The following is a 22,095-nucleotide window of genomic DNA, read 5'->3' as shown; positions in this document are numbered from 1 at the left end:
CATCTATAGAAGAAAAAAGAGAGTAGAAATAATTTTTTTCTTTCAAGTCATTGTATCTAGTTTTAATTTTATTAGCATTATCATTATTTAAAGCTACATATAATATTTTATCTTCATTATATAAACAATAATTATTCTCAAGATTTATAGTCCTATATATAGAAGCAGTAGTTTTACCGCTATTATTTTTACCTTTTAAAAATGTTATTCCCATAGACTTATTATTTATAAATCTATTTTGACCTTTAGTTAACTTCATAAATCCACCTACTCTAGACAATATGTATATGATAAAAACTCCAAAGAAAACTACTTTGGAGTTTATACTATAATTTTATTTATTCATTCATAAAATGTCAACCAAAACTTATATATTATATGAGATAAATAGTTAATTTAAGCTTATTTATTTAAATATTCCTTACAATTATTATCAAATTCCTCTATCATTTTATCAGCTACATCAAAACTCTCTATAGAAGCACCAGCAGCTAATATATGACCACCACCACCAAATTTAGCAGCAATATCATTAACCCTTGGCCCATTAGATCTAAATTCACAGAATACCCCGCCTTCTGGCTTTTCAACAAAGAACATCCAGTTAATTATTCCTGCTGTATCTTGAAGTGCATTAACCATTCTTACAGCCTTCATAGTTTCAAGTCCAAATTTAGCTAAATCTTCTTTAGGAACTTTTAAGTAAGCTACCCCATTATCGGTTTTCTTATAGTTCGAGTAGATATACCCTAGGAATTTCAACTCCTCTTCTTCTCTTCTATACATATTAGCATATATTTCTTTAGCTTCTAAATCAAAAGTTATTTCTGATAGTTTCTTAAAAAGAGGTGTTGGATTTTCTACATATAAAAATCTACCTGTATCCCCTATTATCCCAGTAAATAATGACTTTCTTCCATACTTTTCTATTTTCAATTTATCTCTATTGCTTAAATAAATGTCTAAAATCATTTCACAAGTTGATTGGTAATTAGTATCAACAAAACTTAAATCTTCAAAAGGAGCATCAAAAGGTTTATGATGATCTATCTTTATAATATATCCGCAATTATTAAATTCTTGATTATCAACTCTTGGAGCATTAGCAACATCTAAAACTATAGCTAAAGTATCTTTATCTAATTTTTCACTTTGATCCATCTTCCCTATATATTCTAGATTTTTTGAATGTTCTCCAAGCAAAATAACCCTTTTATTAGGATAAGTTGTTTCTATAATATTTTTAAGGGCGTTTTGTGCTCCATAGGAATCTGGGTCTGGGAAAACGTGCCTAAATAAAGCTATCTTATCATATTCTTCGATTTTATTAATAATTTTTCGCATTAAATCATTTATCATGTGTTTCCTCCTACATATACGGCATTAACTATATCAAAAAAGTCCCTACATAGCTATATATTATAACTAAGTAGGGACTTTAAATCAATTAATAATACTGTAGAAAATCAAATATTTTCAATTTTAATTATTGTCTGTTTATTGAAGTTTCAACTTCTGATAATAATTCAGTAATTAAAGTATCAACATCTGTAATGCTTCCTGTAACAAATGCTGCGTATTTTTCTTCAGCTGATGTTCTTGCAGATTGTGCATTGTTAACAGCTGGAGTATAGTAAGCATAGTTTAAAGCTTCTTGAGCCACATTGTATATTTTACCATAAAGATTAGTTTCATCTTCAATTAAAGCTTTAACTTCTGGTAATTCTTGAGCAGACTTTCTAACTGGTAAGTAACCTGTTGAAGTTGCAAATTTAGCAGTGTTCTCAGCGTTAGTTAAGAATTTCATAAATTCATATGCAGCATATTGTTGCTCAACTGAAACGTTGTTAGTAACGAATAAAGAAGCTCCTTGTTGGATAACAGCTTTATCCTTCCCTTCAAATACTGGAACTTCTACTACAGCTATTTCAAAAGCATCATTTGTCTTAATATGAGCAAAACCTGCAGAAGAACCTTGGTATGCTAACACCTTTTGGTTAGAGAATGGACCTGAAAGGAACTTATCCTCTCCAGCAACTCTAAAGTATCCTTTAGTTGTTTGCTCTTGGAAGAACTTTAAGAATTCTCTTACCCACTCATTATCAACATTGATTGTACCATCTAATTCAACGAAGTTCTTTCCATCCATTTTTAAAGCTGAAATGAAAGCATTAGAAGATGAGTCAAATCCAAATCCAGCTATACCTAATTCTTCGTAAGCTTTCTTTGATATTTCAGCTAATTTTTCCATTGTTAAGTTTTGTAGGTCTTCTACTTTGTACCCTATTTTCTCTAGTAAAGTTTTATTTACGTATACAACTTCAGTAGACTTAGTCATTGGCATACCATAAACTTTTCCTTCACCCCATTGAGATAATTCAGCTATAAAAGCATCAACAAAGTCATTTTTTATATCTTCAGCCATACCAACATTTTCATCATTTATGTATGGAGCTAAATCAACTATTTTTCCTTCATTTATTAATCCTGTAGCTAAATCAGGATACACATTTACGATTGCTGGTAAAGTGTTAGATTGTCCAGCAGTTATAACTTTCTTGTTTAGGTCAGGAATATTTCCTTGCCCAACAGCATTTACAGTTATCCCCTTATCGTTTGTTGCGTTAAAGTCATCAACGATTTCTTGTAATGTTTCAGCTTGTTTACCATTCATGTAGTGCCACATTTCAATAGTTACAGGCTCTTGTAGTTCTGTTACTATATCAGCATTTGATGATCCATCTTTAGAACATCCAACAAAAGCTGAAGTAGCAACTACTGCAGTCATTAATACTGCTAATAATCTTTTTCTCATTCGTACCACCTCTTGTAAAATTTTTAATATATATATCAAGAATTCCATATTTGACAATCTAAATGATTTCATAAAAAATCTAAAATTTTTTTGAGCGTAAGGATAGCTTTCATAATAGAAAGTTATCCTCAAACTCATACAACTAATGAATCATCAAAAACAAATATGTTATTCCTAATAACTTATCCTTTAATTCCCCCTATAGATATACCACTCATAATCTTCTTATGAAGGAATATATATATAGCTATTATAGGCATAGTAATTATAGTTGAAGCTGCCATAATTAACTCATATTGATTTCCTGCATCAGATTGGAATGCTGTAAGCCCTGTTGCTAATAATCTCATACTTTCTTTATTAGTAACTAATAATGGCCATAAGAAAGCGTTCCATGAATTTATACCTACTAGAATACAGATTGTTATTATTGAAGGCTTGGCCATTGGAACAACAATTCTCCATAGGAATTTCCAATCACTTGAACCATCAACTTTAGCTGCATAATATAATTGTTTTGGTATCTTTAAGAAGAATTCTCTAAGCATATAGATATATAATACATTTGCCATATATGGCACAAATAATGCTGAATAAGTATCCATAAGCCCTAATTGAGATATTGTCTTAAAGTTTGTAACTATTAAAACCTCACCCGGTATCATCATTGATGCTAAGAAAAGTGAGAATATTAAATCTCTTCCTTTAAACTCAAGATGAGAAAAAGCGAAAGCTGATAATATTGCTATTATAACTGTACTAACTATACTTAAAATTGTAACTAAGATAGTATTTAAAAAGTATCTCCCAAATGGAGCCATTGAAAATGCTGTACTATAATTCTCCCATAATATCTTGTTAGGGAACATAGTTGGAGGTGTCTGGATAACCTCGAAACTATCCTTAAAAGATGAAGCTATCATCCAATAAAATGGGAATAAAGTAATTATAGCAAAAGCAACTAATACAAAATACTTTAAAGCTACTTTTATATTTAATTTATTCTTCATGTCCGCACTCCTTAATAATGAACTTTATTACGTGCAATTGTTCTTTGAACAAATGTAACAGTTAAAATTATTAATAATAATACAACCGCTGCAGCAAATGCTAACGGGAAGTCTTGGTCCCCATAGAATCTATCTATAATATATCTAACTACTGTAGATACTGCACCATCTAGTGTACGTCCTCCAAAAAGAACATAAACTTCTGTATAAACCTTAAATGCTGCAATTAAACTGATTATATATGTGTATACAATCATAGGTGAAACTAATTTAATAGTTATTTTTCTGAAAATAGTTCCACTTGTAGCTTGGTCTATTTTAGCTGCTTGATAGTATTGCGGATTGATTGAGGCTATTCCTGTAGTTAAGATAAGTGTATTGAAAGCTAAACTCTTCCATACTGCAAAGATTATTAAAGCAACCATTGCATACTTAGGATCATTAAGCCAATTTATTGGATTAACTCCTATAACCCCTAAGAAGTAATTTATTATTCCATATTCACTATTAAATAACCAAGACCATACTATACCAATTGCAACTAATGAAGTTACATATGGTAAGAAGTATATACTTTGGAATATTCCTCTTATCTTTTCACTTTTAATATTTACTAATGAATTTGCAAGTAGCAATGAAATACCTACAGATAATACAGGTACAATTGCTGCATAAACACATGTGTTTATAATTGATTGTAAAAATCTCTTATCTTGGAATAGGAATTTGTAACTTTCAAGTCCAAATACAAACCCTGGTGCTTTAGTTTCATCAAAACTAAAAATAACTGTATTTATTATTGGATAGAAAACAAATATACCTAATATGATTAATGCTGGTAATAAATATATATATCCTTTACGCCCTTTTTTTAGCATTTTGTTACGAACGCCTCGCTTTCAGCGTCAAACACATAACTCTTACCAGTTTTAGGTTTAACTATTAATTCTTCACCTTCATTTACATAGAACTCTTTATCAACTAACATCTTATAAGTTCTACCTTGATGCTCTAAAGTTAATAATCTTTCTCTACCTAATATTTCTACTGTCATTACCTTAGTTTTAAGCCCTTCTGTAGCAACCTCTAAATCTTCTGCTCTAAAACCTAATGTAGCTTTAGTCATATTCTTTGGAAGGTTGTCTATTGTTAATGAATCAATAGTACACTTCCCATCATTTATTGCTATATCAATGAAGTTCATTTCTGGACTTCCAATAAATGAAGCAACGAATTTGTTAACAGGATTCATATAGATATCGCTTGGTGAAGAAATTTGTTGAATAGCTCCATCCTTCATTAATACGATCTCATCTGAAATACTCATAGCTTCTTCTTGATCGTGAGTTACAAATATAGCAGTAACCCCTGTTTCTTTTTGTATTCTTCTTATTTCTTGTCTAGTTTCAACTCTTAACTTAGTATCTAAGTTAGAAAGTGGTTCATCAAGTAATAAGATATCAGGATTTTTTGCAATAGCTCTCGCTATAGCAACTCTTTGTTGCTGTCCTCCTGAAAGTTGAGCTGGCTTCTTATCTAATTGATCTTGAATCTTAACTATTTTTGCAACTTCAAGAACTCTTTCTTCAGCCTTAACCTTGTCCCATTTTAAATTTCTTAAAGGGAATAAAATATTTTCTCTTACAGTCATATGCGGATATAGTGCATAGTTTTGGAAAACTAATCCTATTCCTAATTGCTCTGGCTCTAATCCAGTAACATCCCTATCACCAAAGAATATCTTACCACTATGTGGCTTGTGTATTCCTGAAATAGTAAATAACGTTGTTGATTTACCTGATCCTGAAGGTCCTAATAATGATACAAGCTTACCTTTTGGTATTTGTAATGTTACATCATTAATCGCTTTAAAATCTCCAAACTTGACAACTAGATTTTCTAGTCTTATACCCATTAGTAATTCACCTCATGCCTAATTTAATACAAATATTAATTTCTAAATGTAAAAAAGCTTTCGCTCATTTAACAGAATACGATAATTTTCGACCCTTTGTCAACGTTTTTCGGACAAATACTGAATGTTATATTTTTGTTTTCCATTATCCGCATAATAATTGTATATTTTCCCTTAATATTTTCAGTTATATTTATAGTACATTGTCAAAAAGGTTGTGAACAACCTAACTAGTTCACAACCTTTTATTTAAAATATTATTGACTTTAACCTTCAAGTTTTTTTCATTATTTTTAAATTCTAATTCATCTTTATTGCCAGTCTCTACACATTCCCAATACAAATTCATTTTTTGAGATATATCATTAAAGCTTTCTTTGATATTCTTACTATCAACTTCTTTAATAATATTATAAAAATTCTCTTCTTTCCACCTATTAAAATCTATAGATATTGTATTTACTATTTCTTTTGACCATTTTTCATAAATAGCAGGTCCGCTTAAATCTATCTCTAATTTTTTTAAAGTATCTTTATTGGTACCTCCATCAAGAATAATAAAGTATCCATAATCATAAATACTTCTTATTAATCTTCCATAACCTTGCTTAAGTTTTATACACACCTTAGGATAATTGTATCCACTATAAAATATATTCGTATATGTTTTTAAAGCTTTATACAATGGATCTGTAGGATTAATATTAGGAATTTTATCGATTATTACACAATTTAAAGAATCTCCTGGTATATCTATACCTTCAAAAAAGCCTTTGCTCCCTAATATTACAACCTGTCTATTTTTATCTTTTAGATATTGTATAGCTTTTTTATTATTGTATATCTCTAATTCCGTACCCTTAGAGTATATTGTTAGTTTATTCATAACATTTTCACGTCTTAAGTTATTACTAAATAGAACAAGGATATGCCCTTTGGTTTTTATAGCTATATCATAAATTAACTTTGCGGTATTCTCTGCAAATAATTCTTCATTTTTATAAGATCCTATATCCTTTACAGTAAAAATTTTTGTTCTATTCTTTAAATTAAATACTGGTTTTATCCAAAAAGTATTAGCATCTTTTTGTCCTAATACTCTTTTAACCTCTTGAAACGAATTATTTATTCTTAATGTTGCAGATATGAATACTGTACTTTTTACTTCATTTAGCATATTTTCATTTATTAATTTTGAAATATTTAATGGTACATTTTTTATGATGAAATATTTAAATTCTTTATCTATGTCTATAACTTTAGCGTACTCTTTAGAATACCCTAAAAAGTTGTCAATTATATCAAAAGCACTTCTAAGTTTCATAACATAGTTATTTAACGCTCTATATTCATTCCCTGAATCTTTTTCATCCTCATCAAGTATATTCTTTATATAATCATCTAACACTTTATAAAGTCTATATATGCACATTTTTAAACCACTTAATAAATCTGCAATGCTTTCAGAAGAATTTCTTAACGCTTCTTCTGGGTTAAAAAATTCATCATTAAAATTGTACTTTCCATTGTTCAATCCTATTCTTATAAACTCATTTAACATAAAAGCTATACTAATACTTATATCTTTTGACTTATTTATAATATCATCAGAATCAATATGATTTTTATAATTATAGAGTCCATTTAATCTTTTTAATAAAAAAATTATAGATGGAGTTGTTTCGTTTATCTGCTTTATTAATTCTGAAAATTCATATGAATTAAATTCCTCTGAAAAAAAATCATGAGCTTTTTCCATTAAATTATGGGCCTCATCAATAATTAAATGATTAATTTTTCTTTTTTCTGAATAAGGCCAACTAGCTAATAATGAATGGTTAACCACAGTAATATTCTCCTTTGGCAATTCATTATACCTATTTTTTAAAAAACATATAGTTTTACATCTATCTAAATTGCAGTTTTCACTATCACAATTAATATGATTTTTATATTTATCTATATGAAAATAATTTAAGGCCCAGAAGTTTATATTTTCTAGATCACCACTAGTTCCTTCTTCTCCATATCTTTTCAAAAACAGAAAAGAAAGCAAGCTATTTTCATCTTCTTCAAATTCTTTAGACTTTTTAAGTCTCTCCATACAAATATAATTTCCTTTACCTTTCATAGCTCCAAAACTTATTTTATTGTATAACTTTAATTTCCTTAAAATATTTGGAATATCCTTATCTATTAATTGATTTTGTAATTCTTTTGTATCTGTAGAAATAACAAAATTGCTATCATCAAAGTTTTTATTTTGCTTATTTAAATAACTAACTATAATCGCAATCAATAGATATGCAAAAGTTTTACCGCTTCCTGTTGGCGCTTCGATAAATATCCGTTTGCTTTTCTCGTAATTTTCTCTTATCTTCAAAGATATAGACTCTTGATCTGCTCTATACTGATATTTAAAATCCCCACCATTTCCCCATATATTTTCATTTCTTAGAAGTTTTTCATAATCTTCATAATTTATTTTTATTGGGTTCATTTTTAAAGGCTTAAGAAATGTTTCTTTAAATAGAACATAAGGATAATCTACCGGATCAAACATAATTGGCTTTAATAAGTACTTTCTCCAACCCCAAGGTTTACGATTTATAAACAACTTATTTAGTTCATTATATAAATTATTTATCCTATTAGCTTCTTCTTCCCTTTGCCATAGTCTACACAATAACGAATTAACAATTAACATGGTATGTATTGAATCTTCCAGACCTCTATGTTTTTCCTTCTCTTTTATTGTAGTAATTTCATTTAAAAGGTCTTGAACATTAAAATTTTTCCTGCTTGGCTCTAAAATACATGCTAACTCCATAGAATCGAGAATACTATTTTTAACTTCTGGAAAATAATAAGAAAAAAATGACTCTTCAAAAGATTTATTATGACAAATTAAAGGTAAATCTTTTATAAATTCTATTAACATTCTCTTAGCTTCGATTAGTGTATACCCTTTATATAAATCATCTGCTTTTAAACCATCGCAAAGATGATAAATCCCTATAGGAACTTCTTTTATAGGTTTAATTAGAATATTTAATTTGCTTTGGACAGAATTGGTGATCTTTAAAGCACCTATCTCAATTATTTCAGAATTTATTGGGTTTAATCCGGTGGTTTCTATATCAAGATAGACTACATTATCTAAGACGCTTTTATACTTCATTAAAAACCACCTCCTTGTTTTTATTTGAATAGTCTTTTAAAAATATCTTTAGCTTCATACTTCAATGTTCTATAAAAGTAATCAGAAAACAACTTGAAATTCTCTGTATTCTCTATTATTACATCACAAGCAATAAAAGTTACAATAGCCAAGTCATCCCACTTATTCATATTTACGCTCCTATAGTATATTCATTATACTATATTATGAAAATTAATTTTTCTTTGCTACATTTAAATTCTCAACCCTAAATCCAATTTCCCTATTTACCTTCCTATAGCTATCTTTAATTTTCTCATCTTTACTTTTTTCTCCACTTAGTAAAAAATCTATAGTAATTTGTTCCTCTTTTGGATAATACTTATCTAACATCCTTTCTTCTAATTCCAACTGTGAAGAAGTAGATAAATCATCCTCTATATGTTTTACATTGAAACCTCTTTTATATAATTCTCTTCCTACAAGAGCAAATCTATGACAATTAACAGGATCTTGTTTTGCTCCTAACAATACAATTCTATACCCCTTAGCTAATCCTTTTTTTAACCTCTCTACACCATTTATAAAACTTGGCTCATTTATAACTTTTTCAAAATCTGAATATCCCTCCCATGTATAAATAAGCTTATTATCCCTTTGTGCTGCAAACTCGCTTCCCATATAAATATATTTAAACCCTAATTCTTTTAACGAATTACATAATGCTTCTTTATTATATTGAGTGTTATATTTAGAATAGGGAGTTCCTCTTATATCTACTACTACATCTATTTCATATTTCCTTAACATATTAACAAATCTCTCTATTGAGTAATTAGAATGCCCTATAGTATAAATGTTTATCATAAATATATCCTTTCTTTAACTAAAAAATAAAATGCTTTTATTTTCTCTAATATAGTATTTATTTAATTTTAATTATAAATTCTTATTATTTTGTAATATTAATTAGACTTTAAAGCATAATATTATGTTTCTCTTGCATATTTTCCATATCTAAAATAATATTATATTTATAAAGATATCATATTATTTTATTTTTATTAAGATTTCGATTTATAAAGGAGTTTTTTATGCTAGCATTATTAATTATTTTCAGTTATCTTATGGGGTCTATACCTAGTGGATACATTATAGTTAAGAAAAAGTTAAATAAAGATGTGAGAGATTACGGAAGTGGAAATATTGGCGCTACAAATGTTGGAAGGGTAGCTGGTAAAAAAATTGGCAAAATAACAGCTATCTTAGATATGCTAAAAGCTATAATACCTGTAGCTTTAACACAGCTATTATTAGCTAACAACATATTAACTAGCAATAAAAGTTTAAGCTTAGGTTTAGTTGCTTTAGCTGCAATACTTGGACATAACTATACTATATTTTTAAAATTCAAAGGTGGTAAAGGAGTTGCAACTTCTGCTGCTGCATTTATGTTTATAGTTCCTAAGGCTTTCATTGTTACAGCAATAGTTTTCTTTGGCTTAAAACTTTTCACAAAAATAGTATCTCTTAGATCATTAACTGCAGCTGTTGTACTATGTACATCTACATGGCTTTTAGGTTATGATAAATACTTAATCGCTTCAACATTTATAGCTGCTGCTCTTTGCTTCTGGAGACATAGAGCTAATATAAAGAGGTTGATTAACGGAACTGAAAAATAATATTTTACTAGAAAGTCTTAAGTAAATTTAAACACTTAAGGCTTTTTATTTATAATTAATAAGAAGAGGTGACATTTTGATTAGATATTTTTTAATTTATCTTATAATAATAAATATTTTATCTTTCATTTTAATGTATGCAGATAAAAGACGAGCTATAAAAAGAAAATGGAGAATAAGCGAACATACTCTAATATCAACCTCTATATTAGGAGGATCAATAGGAGCACTTATAGGAATGTATTCTTTTAGGCACAAAACCAAACATCTAAAATTCAAATTAGGAATTCCTATAATTTTAACCTTTCAGTTAATTCTAATTATAATTAATATAGTTCATAAATAAAATTAGTATTGTATATTCATCTAACTATAACAAAAAGAGCTGCATTACGCAGCTCTTTTAATATCCTTATTTTTTTCTTTTCTTTCAAAATTCCATATTAATATAAACGCTATTAAACCAAATACAATTGGTCCTGCTAATTGGAATGCTGTTGAAACATAGTCTTTTGTTTCTATTGCTGGTTGAATTATTGTAAAGAAATTTGCAAATCCAACTGTAATAGTAACTATTATAGCCCATACTGTAGCCATAGTTTTACTTTTAAAAATAACAAATGGTTTTTTTATATTATCATTTTTCTTAAAGAAAATAAATGCTATTGCTAAGAACATAGTAGGTATTGTCATAGAAACATTACCCATAAGTATTAAATAATCTAAGAATTTATCTGAATTACTTCCTCCAAAAGAAGCAATTAATATTATAGCAATAACCGTTATACCTTGAACATACATTGCTTTAACTGGCATTCCATTTTTATCTAGTTTAGTCCAACTTTTTGGCCAAATCCCCTTGGGTGCACCTTCAATTAATTGCTTTAATGGTGCATAGATTAATGTAAAGAATGCTCCCAGTAATGCTAAGAACATAGCAAGCCCAATATATCTTGCAAATAATGTACCCATTATTTCAACTCCACTTGGAGAAAGACCAAATACTTTACCTAGTTCTATTCCCAAATTCTTAATAACAACATATGAAACATTTGCCATCTTTACATCAGGATTGTTTAATACTGAATTCCAGTTGGTAAAGAATCCAACTGTAAGTATAGCTAATGAATATCCTATACCTATAATTATTGCAGAAATTTTTATTCCTTTTGGGAATGTAACTTGTGAATTCTCTGTTTGGTCAACCAATCCACCGACTGCTTCTAGTCCACCATATGCAAATATTGCAAATACTAAAAATCCTAACACTCCTAAGATTGATCCATATGCTGGATTTGGAGAATGTGTAAATTGCTCTAAAGAAATAGGTTGAGCAAATTTAAACTTATTTGCAAAAAGAACAATTAATGAACCTACTATTAATACAATATTAGCACTAGTTACGAATGCTCCTCCTACAGATGCAACCTTAGATATACTATTCATACCTTTTGATGATAGGAAGGTTATTATTATAATAAAGCATATTCCTAAAATACCTAATGTTTGTGCTGAGTTTAGTCCAAATAATGACCAAGTTGATGTTTTATCTGAACCAAAAATTAAATTGGATAATGGTACCCATATAGAAGATGATACACTAACCATCCATACTATATAAGATGAAAACCACATAAATGTTCCAATGAATGCAAACTTACGTCCTACTGAACTTTCCATCCATGAATATATTCCACCTTTTTCATCCTTATAGGCAGCTCCAAACTCTGCCATCATAAATGCATATGGTATAAAGAATGCTATAGCTCCAAATATATACCATGGAATAGCTGAATATCCCATAAGGTAAAATGCTCTAGGAATGTTGTTAAAACCAAATACTGATGTGAAAATCATAAGTATAAGAGCCATTAAAGTTAATTTACCTGTACTTTTTTTACTTCCCATATCTTATCTCCTCTTTTGTTTACTCGAATATAATTCGACATTTTTATATCTGTCAATTAATGATATAAAATGTATCATTATATCCTACCCAATGTCTTTCTAAACATTAATAAAATAACGTTTTTATTAAAATTACTTACTATTATCTTAATCAGAAGTTAATTTTTTATTCACTTTCTGTGTTATATTGTTCATTATAGCTAAAGTTTTTGCAATTATTAATTATTAAATTCTTTATCCATTATATCTCGAATAAGTTCATCAGATACTAGTATTGGTAGTGTAATGTGATCTGTATCTTTATTTAAATTATTGTAATTAATGCTTGTATTTATAGAATTTTCATTCCTAGCCCAAGCCCTTCTAGCTACACCTCCCATTACATCCCAAAGAATAGCTGATCTTATAATTTCATCTACTCTTAAACTACCATCTAAAACTAATCCAAACCCACCATTTATGGCTTTTCCTATACCAACACCACCACCATTATGAAGTGCCACGAGACTCATACCTCTAGATGCATTTCCAACATAACATTGCACAGCCATATCAGCCATAATATTACTACCATCTTTAATATTTGAAGTTTCTCTAAAAGGTGAGTCTGTTCCACTCACATCATGATGATCTCTTCCAATCATAATAGGACCTATTTCACCATCCCTAACCATCTTATTAAATTTTAAAGCTATATCTCTACGTCCATAGGCATCTTGATAAAGGATTCTCGCCTTTGTACCAACTACTAAATTATTCTTATTAGCATCTCTTATCCATACATAATTATCTCTATCTTGAGCTCTTCTATTAGGGTTTATACATTCCATAGCTGCTGTATCAGTTTTTATTAAATCCTCATCTTTTCCACTTAAACATACCCACCTAAAAGGACCATAACCGTAGTCAAAAAGTTCTGGTCCCATTATATCTTCTACATATGATGGGAATATAAAACCATCCTTTTCATCTACTCCATTTTTTGATATCTCATGTACTCCTGCATCATATATTGCCTTCATAAATGAATTTCCATAATCAAAGAAATATACCCCTCTATTTGATAATTCTTTTATCAAATTAAAATGATCCCTCAATGTAGAATTTACTAATTTCTCAAATTTACTTCTATTTTCCTTTAATAGCTTTGTTCTCTCATCAAAACTAATTCCTCTCGGACAATATCCACCATCATATACAGCATGGCAAGAAGTCTGATCAGACAAAAGATCTATTCTAATATTATTTTTTACAATATAATCTAACAAATCAACTATATTTCCATGGTAAGCAATAGATACAGCTTCTTTTTTATTTTTATATTCATCAGCAATTTCAAATACCTCTTCTAGATTATTAGAAACTCGTTTTATCCACCCTTGCTTATATCTTGTTTCTATTCTTGAATAATCTACTTCTGCAATTATACCAATAGCTCCAGCTATTTCTGCAGCCTTACCTTGAGCTCCACTCATCCCACCAAGCCCTGATGAAACAAATATATAACCTTTTAGAGCCTCATCATCTTTAATACCTAGTTTTAGTCTTCCTGCATTTAAAATAGTATTGAAGGTACCATGAACTATTCCTTGTGGGCCAATATACATCCACCCTCCTGCAGTCATTTGCCCATAGTTAGCTACTCCTAGCTGCATAGCTCTATGCCAGTCTTTTAAATTATCAAATTGACCTATCATAATAGCATTGGTTATAATAACCCTTGGAGCTTCCTTTCTAGATTTAAATAGCCCTACTGGATGACCTGATTCAATAACTAAAGTTTGTTCATCCGTAATCTCTTCAAGATATTTCTTTACTAAACAATATTGCATCCAATTTTGAAATACTTGTCCAGTTTCTCCATAAGTAACAAGTTCATATGGATACAAAGCTATATCAAAGCTTAAATTATTATCTATCATAACTTGAAAGGCTTTTCCTTCTATACATTTACCTTTGTACTCATCTATAGGTTTTCCATAAATCCTTTCTTTCGGCCTAAATCTATATCCATATATCCTTCCCCTAGTCTTAAGTTCATCTAAAAATTCAGGAGCTATTTCTTCATGTAATTCTTCTGGTATATATCTCAAAGCGTTTTTCAATGCTAATTCTGTTTCTTTTTTTGTTAAAGTATATCCCCTATCAGGAGCTCTTCTTATTCCATTTTCAAAAATAGTTTTCTCTGGCAAAATATTGTCTAACTTTATGCTCATTGACTCATATATCTCTGTATTATTCATAAATCTCCCCCTTGGATTAACCTTCTAATTCTAATTCTACTAGTTTTAATATTTCATCTCTTTTTTTAATACCATTTTTAACAATTTCATTGCATTCATATATAACCAAGTTAGTATACTCTTTATCTTCTATATATTTTGCATTTATTCTAACATTAAGTGTTGCACCCTCTATAGCTGACTGTAAAGATAATGCTGCTACTGCAACATCTGTAATAGCATTTTTATTCCCATATCTGACTGCAAGATATATATAATCATACAGTTTATAACTTTCTCTTACAGTTTGAAGTGGTGTATATAATGCTTCTTTATATGAATCTTGAATCTTAATATTTCTTAAAAACATCTCTTCTTCGGTAGATTTAGGCAATTTTAATGATTCCATTACCTTAGTAAAAGCTCTAGAGTCATCATCCATAAGTTTTAAAAATATGTTGGTCATATTATCAATTCTATCTTTTGCTAATAATACTTCACTTTTTATACTTTTATCTAAGTTATGGAATATCTTTTTATTTATTGTTATGTTATATACCATGTTAACTAACGAGGATGATATTGATGCTAATAATGCAGCTACTGTCCCACCACCTGGAGTAGGCTCTGAGGATGATAAATTCTCTATAAATTCTTCTATTTTACGATTTTTGAACATTTGTTCATACCCCCTTAAAAATTTAACTTTCCATCTCTAACTACAATTTTTCCATTCTTTATTACTTTATCTACTGCATTATCTCCAATATGATATATTAAATAATCTAAACTTTTTGAATTGAATATAGTCAAATCTGCTTTTTTCCCTATTTCAATGCTTCCTATTTCATTTTCTCTATTTATTGCACAGGCTGCATTTATAGTAACAGCATTTATTATTTCTTCAGGTAATAATTTCATACCATAGCAAGCTAAAGTCATAGTAAACTGTAATGATTCATTAGGAGATGTTCCTGGATTGCAATCAGTTGATAAAGCTATTTTTACTCCTTTGTTTATCATTTTTCTAGCATCAGCATAATGATTTAACATTAAATAAAATGATGTAGATGGTAATAATACAGCAATAACGTTATTTTGGTTTAATGCTTTTATTCCATCATCAGATATAGCTACTAAATGCTCTGCAGATGTTGCTTTTAACTCACCAGCTAACTCCCCACCACCTATACTTGCTATTTCATCACCATGGAGCTTAACTTTTAATCCTTTATTTATACCTGCTTCTAATATTGCCCTAGATTCTTCTACTGTAAATACTCCTTCTTCACAAAATACATCTATATATTCCGCCAAATCATTTTCTACTACATATGGAATATGCTCCTTTATAATTTCTTCTATATATTTTTCTCTATTATCCTTATACTCCTTCGGTATGGCATGAGCTCCAAGATAAGTAGATATTATATCAATTGGATGCTCTTTATCTAATACTTTATTTACCTCTAAGATTTTAGCTTCATCTATAAGATTTAATCCATATCCTGATTTACTCTCAATAGTTGTTGTGCCATGTAAAAGCATTGTATTTAATCTTTTACTACTTTCAGCAATCAATTCATTTACAGTAGATTGTCTAGTATTTCTTACTGTACTTAAGATACCTCCACCTGAATTAAGAATATCTATATAACTTTTATTATTTAACTTTAGCTTAAGTTCACTTTCTCTTGAGCCACTATATACTACATGAGTATGACAATCTATAAGACCTGGTGTTACAGTTTTCCCCTCACAGTCTATGGATTCTGAATCATCATTGATGTATTTTAAATATCCATTATCATTACCAACTTCCTGTATTAATCCATTATCTATTACTATATATCCATTATTAATTATTCCTGCTTCTTTCATTTCTTCTTTAGTTTTTCCATAACTGCCTTTACAAGTAACAAGAGTGCTTATATTTTTTAATATTAAAGCCATACTATATCCTCTTTTCTAATATTTGATCTTGTGAGAAATTTTCTATTTGTAAATAGTATTCAGCACAACCAATTAATGCAGCCATAGGGACTAATCCAATAACTTCACTCCCTATAACATTAACCCCATATCGTTTTGCTTCAATTTTTACCATCTCAAAAGCTCTATATACAGCAGTTTTTTCATAATTAACTAAATTCATAGATACCTGAACTATTCTTCTTTCCTTTAGTTCTACTCCCATAGCTTTAACATATCTTAGTCCACCTCCAATATGTCTAACTACTTTTGCAATATTCTGAGCTATTTCAATATTATCAGTATCTAAATTAACATTAAAAGCTACAAGTGGTACTCTTGCCCCAATAGCAGCACATCCACTTTTTTCGTTCATTTCACGTGGGCCAAAATCTGGTTCCCAGCCCTCTTCTTTTATTTTTTGAAAAAATCCTTCATATTGACCTTTTCTTACTACAGCTAAATTTCTTCTATTATCTTTAGTAGCTGCATCTTCATATAAGTATACAGGGACATTGTATTTTTTAGCTATTTCCTTACCTACTCTCTTAGCTAATTCTATACATTCATCCATAGTTACGTCACTTACAGGTACAATTGGTACTACGTCTAAAGCTCCCATTCTTGGATGTTCTCCATTATGCTTTCTCATATCTATATATTCATAAACTTTATCTGCCATAGCTAGTATTCCTTCATAGACCATTTCTGGGGCCCCTACAAAAGTTACAACTGTTCTATTATGGTCTTTATCACTAGAGTAATCTAGAAGCTTAATTCCTTCCCTCCCTCTAAGTGTATCTATTATCTTATCTATAGTTACTTTATCTCTCCCTTCACTAAAATTAGGTATACATTCAATTATTTTAGCCACTTTTATTACATCTCCTCATCAATATAATAATTTTACTTTTTCCTCAACTCTTTTTAATAATTTTTCTGATGTAATTAATTCAGTTATTTTATCTAAATCTTTATACATAACTTTATCTTCTTTTATAAAATCTACATGTTCCCTTATAAAATCATAGGCAGCTTTTGTACCTTCTCCTAACACTAAGCCTTCTCTAAAATCTATAGCTTGACATGCTGCCATAATTTCAGTTGCAATAACCCTCTTCACATTTTCTAATATTTCTCTACTCTTCCTAGCAGCTATTGTTCCCATACTTACATGATCTTCTTGATTTCCTGAAGAGGGAATAGAATCTACTGAAGCTGGATGAGATAATACTTTATTTTCTGAAACTAATGAAGCAGCTGCATATTGCGTTATCATAAATCCTGAATTTAAGCCTCCATTTTCTATTAAAAACGAAGGTAGATCATTTAATTGGTTATTAATAAGCCTTTCAAGACGTCTTTCTGAAATATTAGCAAGTTCTGCTAATGCAATTCCTAAGAAATCAAAGCTTAATGCCATAGGCTGTCCATGAAAATTACCTCCAGATATCACATCACCATCTTTTAAAATAGTTGGATTATCTGTTACAGAATTCATTTCAATTAGTACCTTTTCTTCTACATATGATATAGCATCTTTACTTGCTCCATGTACTTGAGGAATACATCTTAATGAATAAGCATCTTGAACTCTTAACTCTCCTTGTTTAGTTATAAAAGTACTTCCTTCAGTTAATCTTAAAATATTCTCAGCAGTTTTTAATTGACCTTTATGAGGTCTTACCTTGTGTGTTCTTATATCAAAAGCATCTTTTATACCTCTTAATGCCTCCAATGTTAGTGCAGCTGCAATATCACTTATCTTTATTAAATTAATAGCATCATACACCGTTAAAGCGCCAATAGCTGTCATAACTTGAGTACCATTAATTAATGCCAGTCCCTCTTTAGATCTTAACTCAACAATATTTATATTAGCCTTCTCCATAGCCTCTTTACTCGGCACAACTTCACCTTCATACTCCGCTTCACCTTCGCCTATCATGGTTAATACCATATGGGATAGAGGTGCTAAATCACCAGAAGCTCCTAACGACCCTTTTTCAAATACTATCGGATTAACATGTTTATTTACCATTTCTATTAATGTTTCTAATGTGCTTTCTCTTATTCCTGAGTATCCAATTGATAACGCATTAGCCCTTAATACCATAATTGCTCTTACTACATCAGTAGGAAGAGGCTTACCAGCCCCGCAAGCATGTGAAAGTATTAAATTCCTTTGTAATGTTTTACAATCTTCCGTTGATATAGTTACATTAGCAAATTTGCCGAACCCTGTAGTTATTCCATAAACAACCTTTTTATCACGTTCAATAGATTCAACAATTTCTCTTGATTTTTTCACTTTATCTTTTGCTTCTTTATCTAGATATACCTTTTCATCAAACCTAGAAATATCAACAAGCCTTTGTAAAGTAAGATTTTGACCATTAATATTTATTCCATCCATATTAATCTCCCTTTCATCCGGTAGTATTTATAGAAAATTCAGATAATTATATATAATTAAAAAGAGAGGTTATGCCTCTCTTTTTAATGTCGCTATATTTTAATTTTATATCCATATCCATTATTTGTAAACATTTTATGCTTTAATTATCATCACTTATAATTGACATAAACCTTAATAAATCAAGTAGTAGATTTAAGAAACTTATAAATATAGAGTAAGACAATGCTACTACCTCTCCTTCAGATAATCTACTATATCTACATCTACTTTGTATAGATTTCATAATGTAGATAGCATAAATAGAATATATTAATATTCCTGCAGTAGATAACATTAAATCAAACGTTCCAAATCTAAAGAAAAATATATTAATAAACTCTAAGATAACTAAGGCTAGAATCCCACCCCAAATTATAGGTGAAAGTCTCATTATATTTTCCTCTGATGATCTTGCCGCAAAAAAATATGCAAATGCAAATATTAAAAGCACTCCTATTACGCAAGATATAAAAATTTCTGGACCTAATCTAGCAAAATAATATACATAAGTTGATCCAGTAAGTATGCCTAAAATGAAAGCATAAGTATACATGTTAGCCTTATTTCTTATAAATCCACCTCTTTTAGAAAACGCTGAAAATAAAACAACTACAAAAAATGCTATATTTAACATATATCTAAAAGTAGCTGGTATAAATCTTACCCCTATTATACTACCTATAACCAAAAATATAAGTGCTATAAAAAAGGTTTTTAATATGGATAAATAATTTTCCTTTACCATCTTAACTCCTCCTTAATCTTTTAATTAACATTACCACTTTCAGGTATATTATTCAAAGGATAAGAGGTATTTTTTACAAATAATTAATATAATATCTACAATGTATTTACTTTTAAAATTACTTTATGAAGTTTATAAGTTAGTTTTCTATATAATTTTTAACTAATTCCTGTATCATCTCTTTATTTATTGAAGAACTCTTAATACTATTACCAGATAAAATATCTTCTATTAAATCTTTTTTATCATTCTGCAAATTAATTATACTTTCTTCTATAGTACCTTTAGCAACTAATTTAATAACCTCTACCTCTTTTTTCTGCCCTATTCTATGAGCCCTATCAGTTGCTTGTGATTCAACTGCCGGATTCCACCATGGATCAAAATGTATAACTAGATTTGCTGATGTCAAATTCAGGCCAGTTCCTCCAGCCTTTAAAGAAATTAAAAATATATTAACATCTTTACTTTCGTTAAAAGAGTTAACTAATCTAATTCTTTCTTTAGGTAAAGTTTCTCCGCTTAATTTGTAGAACTTAGTATTATTCTTTGCAAGTTCATCTCCAAACATGTCTAAAACAGTTGTAAATTGCGAAAAAATTAATATTTTTCTGTTTTCTTTTAAAGCACTATTTATTATTTTGTGTGCAATTTTAAATTTTCCGCTACCTCCTACATATTCTGTAAATGCCAAAGCTGGATGAAGGCAAATTTGTCTTAATCTTATTAAATAAGAAAAAACTTGAACATTCGAATCTGTTTTTATTTTATTTCTTATATTCTGAATATAGTTTTTGTAATAAAACTCCTGATTCTTCTCTAATTTAACTACTACAGTTCTTTCACTTTTCCCTGGCAAATCTTTCGCTACTTCTTCTTTTGTCCTTCTTAAAACAAAGGGATTTACCAATGACTTAAGCAATAATATACTCTTCTCATTATCTTTATTAAACTTACTATCAAACTCTTCAATCTCGTATAAAAATTCAGGCATTATAAAGTCAAATATACTCCAAAGCTCCTTTAGATTATTTTCTATTGGAGTTCCCGTTAAAGCCAACCTAAATCTAGCTTTAATTTTTTTTACTGCTTCTGCATTTTGTGATTTGTAGTTTTTAATATTTTGTGCTTCATCAATAATACAAATATCAAACTCTTTATCTATAAACTTCTCTAAATCATTTTTTAAGACTCCATAAGTAGTAATTAAACCATTATAACTTTTATAATTCTCAATTATACAATTCCTTTTATCCCCATACACTATTCCTATGTTTAATTCTGGTGTAAATTTTAAAAACTCATCTCTCCAATTAAAAATTAATGAAGTAGGAACTATTATTATAAACTTCTTATCTTTATTACTTGCTAAAAAAGAAATTGTTTGTAATGTTTTTCCTAATCCCATTTCATCAGCTAAGATACCACCAAAACCTAAATTATACAAATCTCTTATCCACTTAATACCGTCTTCTTGATAGGGTCTTAAAATAGATGTTACCTTAGTCGTTAATTCAATATCTTTTTGTTTTAACTCCTTTAGCTTTTCTTCTATAGATTTTAGGCTATCCTTATTATAAATAAATGATAAGTCGCATTTATTTATCAACTCTTTAACAAATGATATTTTTGCTTTACTAATATAAGAAATACCCTTATCTAAGTCATTCTCTAAATTTAATAGATTAATCATATTAAACATATCTCTTAACTTATAATCCATCAAATCAATAAACCCTTTATTTTTAGTTTTGTAAAATCTATTATTATTTTTAAAAGCTTTATATGCTTTTTTAAAATCATCTTCTGATATTCCTTTGATCCCATATGATAATTTTATTGCCCAATCTTCCTCATATACAGTTCCATATAAATCCTCTGAATTATATATATAAAATTCATTTAAGTTTTTAGGTAAGACTATTTGCCCAAACTCAGAAAGTTCATTATCTTTAGAGTTTAAAAATAAGAATAAATTTTCATCATCACCTATAAATCTCATTTTTCCATTACTCTTTATAAAACCATATCTCTCAAAAGCCATTATAAGTCTTTCTTCATATTTAAAATCTCTAATCCATTCCAACACTAAATTATTATCTTTTAAAATGTTAATGACTTTATTTCCATAAATAACGTTTATATCACAATATATATATTCATTTTCTCTATATATAAAATATTTTCCCTGTATGTATTTCCTAAT

Annotated in this window: 18 protein-coding genes and 1 pseudogene; 2 read left to right on the top strand and 17 right to left on the bottom strand. The window is 28.9% G+C overall.

Features of this window, described 5'->3' with window-relative positions; all coding sequences use genetic code 11:
* From H8S20_RS14150 to H8S20_RS14110, 9 genes and pseudogenes are all read right to left on the bottom strand, one after another.
* A pseudogene (locus tag H8S20_RS14150) lies at positions 1-259 on the bottom strand (repressor LexA); the annotation flags it as partial.
* Between the two features lie 143 nt (positions 260-402).
* On the bottom strand, positions 403-1,359 hold the full coding sequence (locus tag H8S20_RS14145; protein WP_186860518.1) for a DHH family phosphoesterase: 957 nt from the start codon (positions 1,357-1,359) through the stop codon (positions 403-405).
* Between the two features lie 127 nt (positions 1,360-1,486).
* The gene (locus tag H8S20_RS14140; protein WP_032118647.1) at positions 1,487-2,815 is read right to left on the bottom strand and encodes an extracellular solute-binding protein; all 1,329 of its coding nucleotides are present in this window, start codon (positions 2,813-2,815) and stop codon (positions 1,487-1,489) included.
* A 182-nt stretch (positions 2,816-2,997) separates the two neighbouring features.
* Positions 2,998-3,825, bottom strand: coding sequence for a carbohydrate ABC transporter permease (locus H8S20_RS14135; RefSeq protein ID WP_032118646.1), 828 nt, complete (start codon positions 3,823-3,825; stop codon positions 2,998-3,000).
* Between the two features lie 11 nt (positions 3,826-3,836).
* Positions 3,837-4,703 carry a carbohydrate ABC transporter permease gene (locus H8S20_RS14130; RefSeq protein ID WP_032118645.1) on the bottom strand — a complete coding sequence of 289 codons (867 nt, stop codon included), beginning with the start codon at positions 4,701-4,703 and terminating at the stop codon, positions 3,837-3,839.
* Positions 4,697-5,740: an ABC transporter ATP-binding protein gene (locus H8S20_RS14125; protein ID WP_032118644.1), complete on the bottom strand. Its 1,044-nt coding sequence runs from the start codon at positions 5,738-5,740 to the stop codon at positions 4,697-4,699. The genes H8S20_RS14130 and H8S20_RS14125 overlap by 7 nt, the downstream gene beginning before the upstream one ends.
* A gap of 235 nt (positions 5,741-5,975) precedes the next feature.
* Positions 5,976-8,921: a helicase C-terminal domain-containing protein gene (locus tag H8S20_RS14120; RefSeq protein ID WP_186860517.1), complete on the bottom strand. Its 2,946-nt coding sequence runs from the start codon at positions 8,919-8,921 to the stop codon at positions 5,976-5,978.
* A gap of 20 nt (positions 8,922-8,941) precedes the next feature.
* Positions 8,942-9,091 (bottom strand): hypothetical protein, encoded by a 150-nt coding sequence (locus H8S20_RS14115; protein ID WP_186860516.1) that lies wholly within the window; start codon positions 9,089-9,091, stop codon positions 8,942-8,944.
* Between the two features lie 43 nt (positions 9,092-9,134).
* Positions 9,135-9,764: a DUF488 domain-containing protein gene (locus tag H8S20_RS14110; protein WP_186860519.1), complete on the bottom strand. Its 630-nt coding sequence runs from the start codon at positions 9,762-9,764 to the stop codon at positions 9,135-9,137.
* Positions 9,765-9,994: 230 nt separating this feature from the next.
* On the opposite strand from H8S20_RS14110, the gene plsY reads away from it, so the two are divergent.
* Together plsY and H8S20_RS14100 are read left to right on the top strand one after the other, a co-directional pair.
* Positions 9,995-10,585 carry a glycerol-3-phosphate 1-O-acyltransferase PlsY gene (gene plsY / locus H8S20_RS14105; protein ID WP_186860515.1) on the top strand — a complete coding sequence of 197 codons (591 nt, stop codon included), beginning with the start codon at positions 9,995-9,997 and terminating at the stop codon, positions 10,583-10,585.
* A gap of 76 nt (positions 10,586-10,661) precedes the next feature.
* The gene (locus tag H8S20_RS14100; RefSeq protein ID WP_186860514.1) at positions 10,662-10,931 is read left to right on the top strand and encodes a DUF1294 domain-containing protein; all 270 of its coding nucleotides are present in this window, start codon (positions 10,662-10,664) and stop codon (positions 10,929-10,931) included.
* A gap of 44 nt (positions 10,932-10,975) precedes the next feature.
* Here H8S20_RS14100 and yjeM read toward each other — a convergent pair whose 3' ends face one another.
* The 8 genes from yjeM to H8S20_RS14060 all read right to left on the bottom strand — a co-directional run.
* The gene (yjeM, locus tag H8S20_RS14095; RefSeq protein WP_186860513.1) at positions 10,976-12,493 is read right to left on the bottom strand and encodes a glutamate/gamma-aminobutyrate family transporter YjeM; all 1,518 of its coding nucleotides are present in this window, start codon (positions 12,491-12,493) and stop codon (positions 10,976-10,978) included.
* A gap of 218 nt (positions 12,494-12,711) precedes the next feature.
* A complete protein-coding gene (hutU, locus tag H8S20_RS14090; protein ID WP_186860512.1) occupies positions 12,712-14,736 on the bottom strand; it encodes a urocanate hydratase in 2,025 nt (674 codons plus the stop codon).
* A 16-nt stretch (positions 14,737-14,752) separates the two neighbouring features.
* Complete coding sequence (locus H8S20_RS14085) at positions 14,753-15,394, bottom strand: cyclodeaminase/cyclohydrolase family protein (protein ID WP_186860511.1); 642 nt, start codon at positions 15,392-15,394, stop codon at positions 14,753-14,755.
* 14 nt (positions 15,395-15,408) lie between these two features.
* Positions 15,409-16,668 carry an imidazolonepropionase gene (gene hutI / locus H8S20_RS14080; protein WP_186860510.1) on the bottom strand — a complete coding sequence of 420 codons (1,260 nt, stop codon included), beginning with the start codon at positions 16,666-16,668 and terminating at the stop codon, positions 15,409-15,411.
* Position 16,669: 1 nt separating this feature from the next.
* Positions 16,670-17,560: a glutamate formimidoyltransferase gene (ftcD, locus tag H8S20_RS14075; RefSeq protein WP_186860509.1), complete on the bottom strand. Its 891-nt coding sequence runs from the start codon at positions 17,558-17,560 to the stop codon at positions 16,670-16,672.
* An 18-nt stretch (positions 17,561-17,578) separates the two neighbouring features.
* Positions 17,579-19,102 carry a histidine ammonia-lyase gene (gene hutH / locus H8S20_RS14070; RefSeq protein WP_186860508.1) on the bottom strand — a complete coding sequence of 508 codons (1,524 nt, stop codon included), beginning with the start codon at positions 19,100-19,102 and terminating at the stop codon, positions 17,579-17,581.
* Positions 19,103-19,244: 142 nt separating this feature from the next.
* The gene (locus tag H8S20_RS14065) at positions 19,245-19,889 is read right to left on the bottom strand and encodes a Bax inhibitor-1 family protein (RefSeq protein WP_186860507.1); all 645 of its coding nucleotides are present in this window, start codon (positions 19,887-19,889) and stop codon (positions 19,245-19,247) included.
* Between the two features lie 139 nt (positions 19,890-20,028).
* The coding region (locus H8S20_RS14060) for a DEAD/DEAH box helicase (RefSeq protein WP_186860506.1) at positions 20,029-22,095 on the bottom strand (2,067 nt) is incomplete at its 5' end.

Source organism: Clostridium hominis, from assembly GCF_014287825.1.
In the GTDB taxonomy this organism is placed as follows: Bacteria; Bacillota; Clostridia; order Clostridiales; family Clostridiaceae; genus Clostridium; species Clostridium hominis.
Note: the sequence above shows the minus strand (reverse complement) of the source record. Positions and strands in the feature narration are given on the sequence as shown.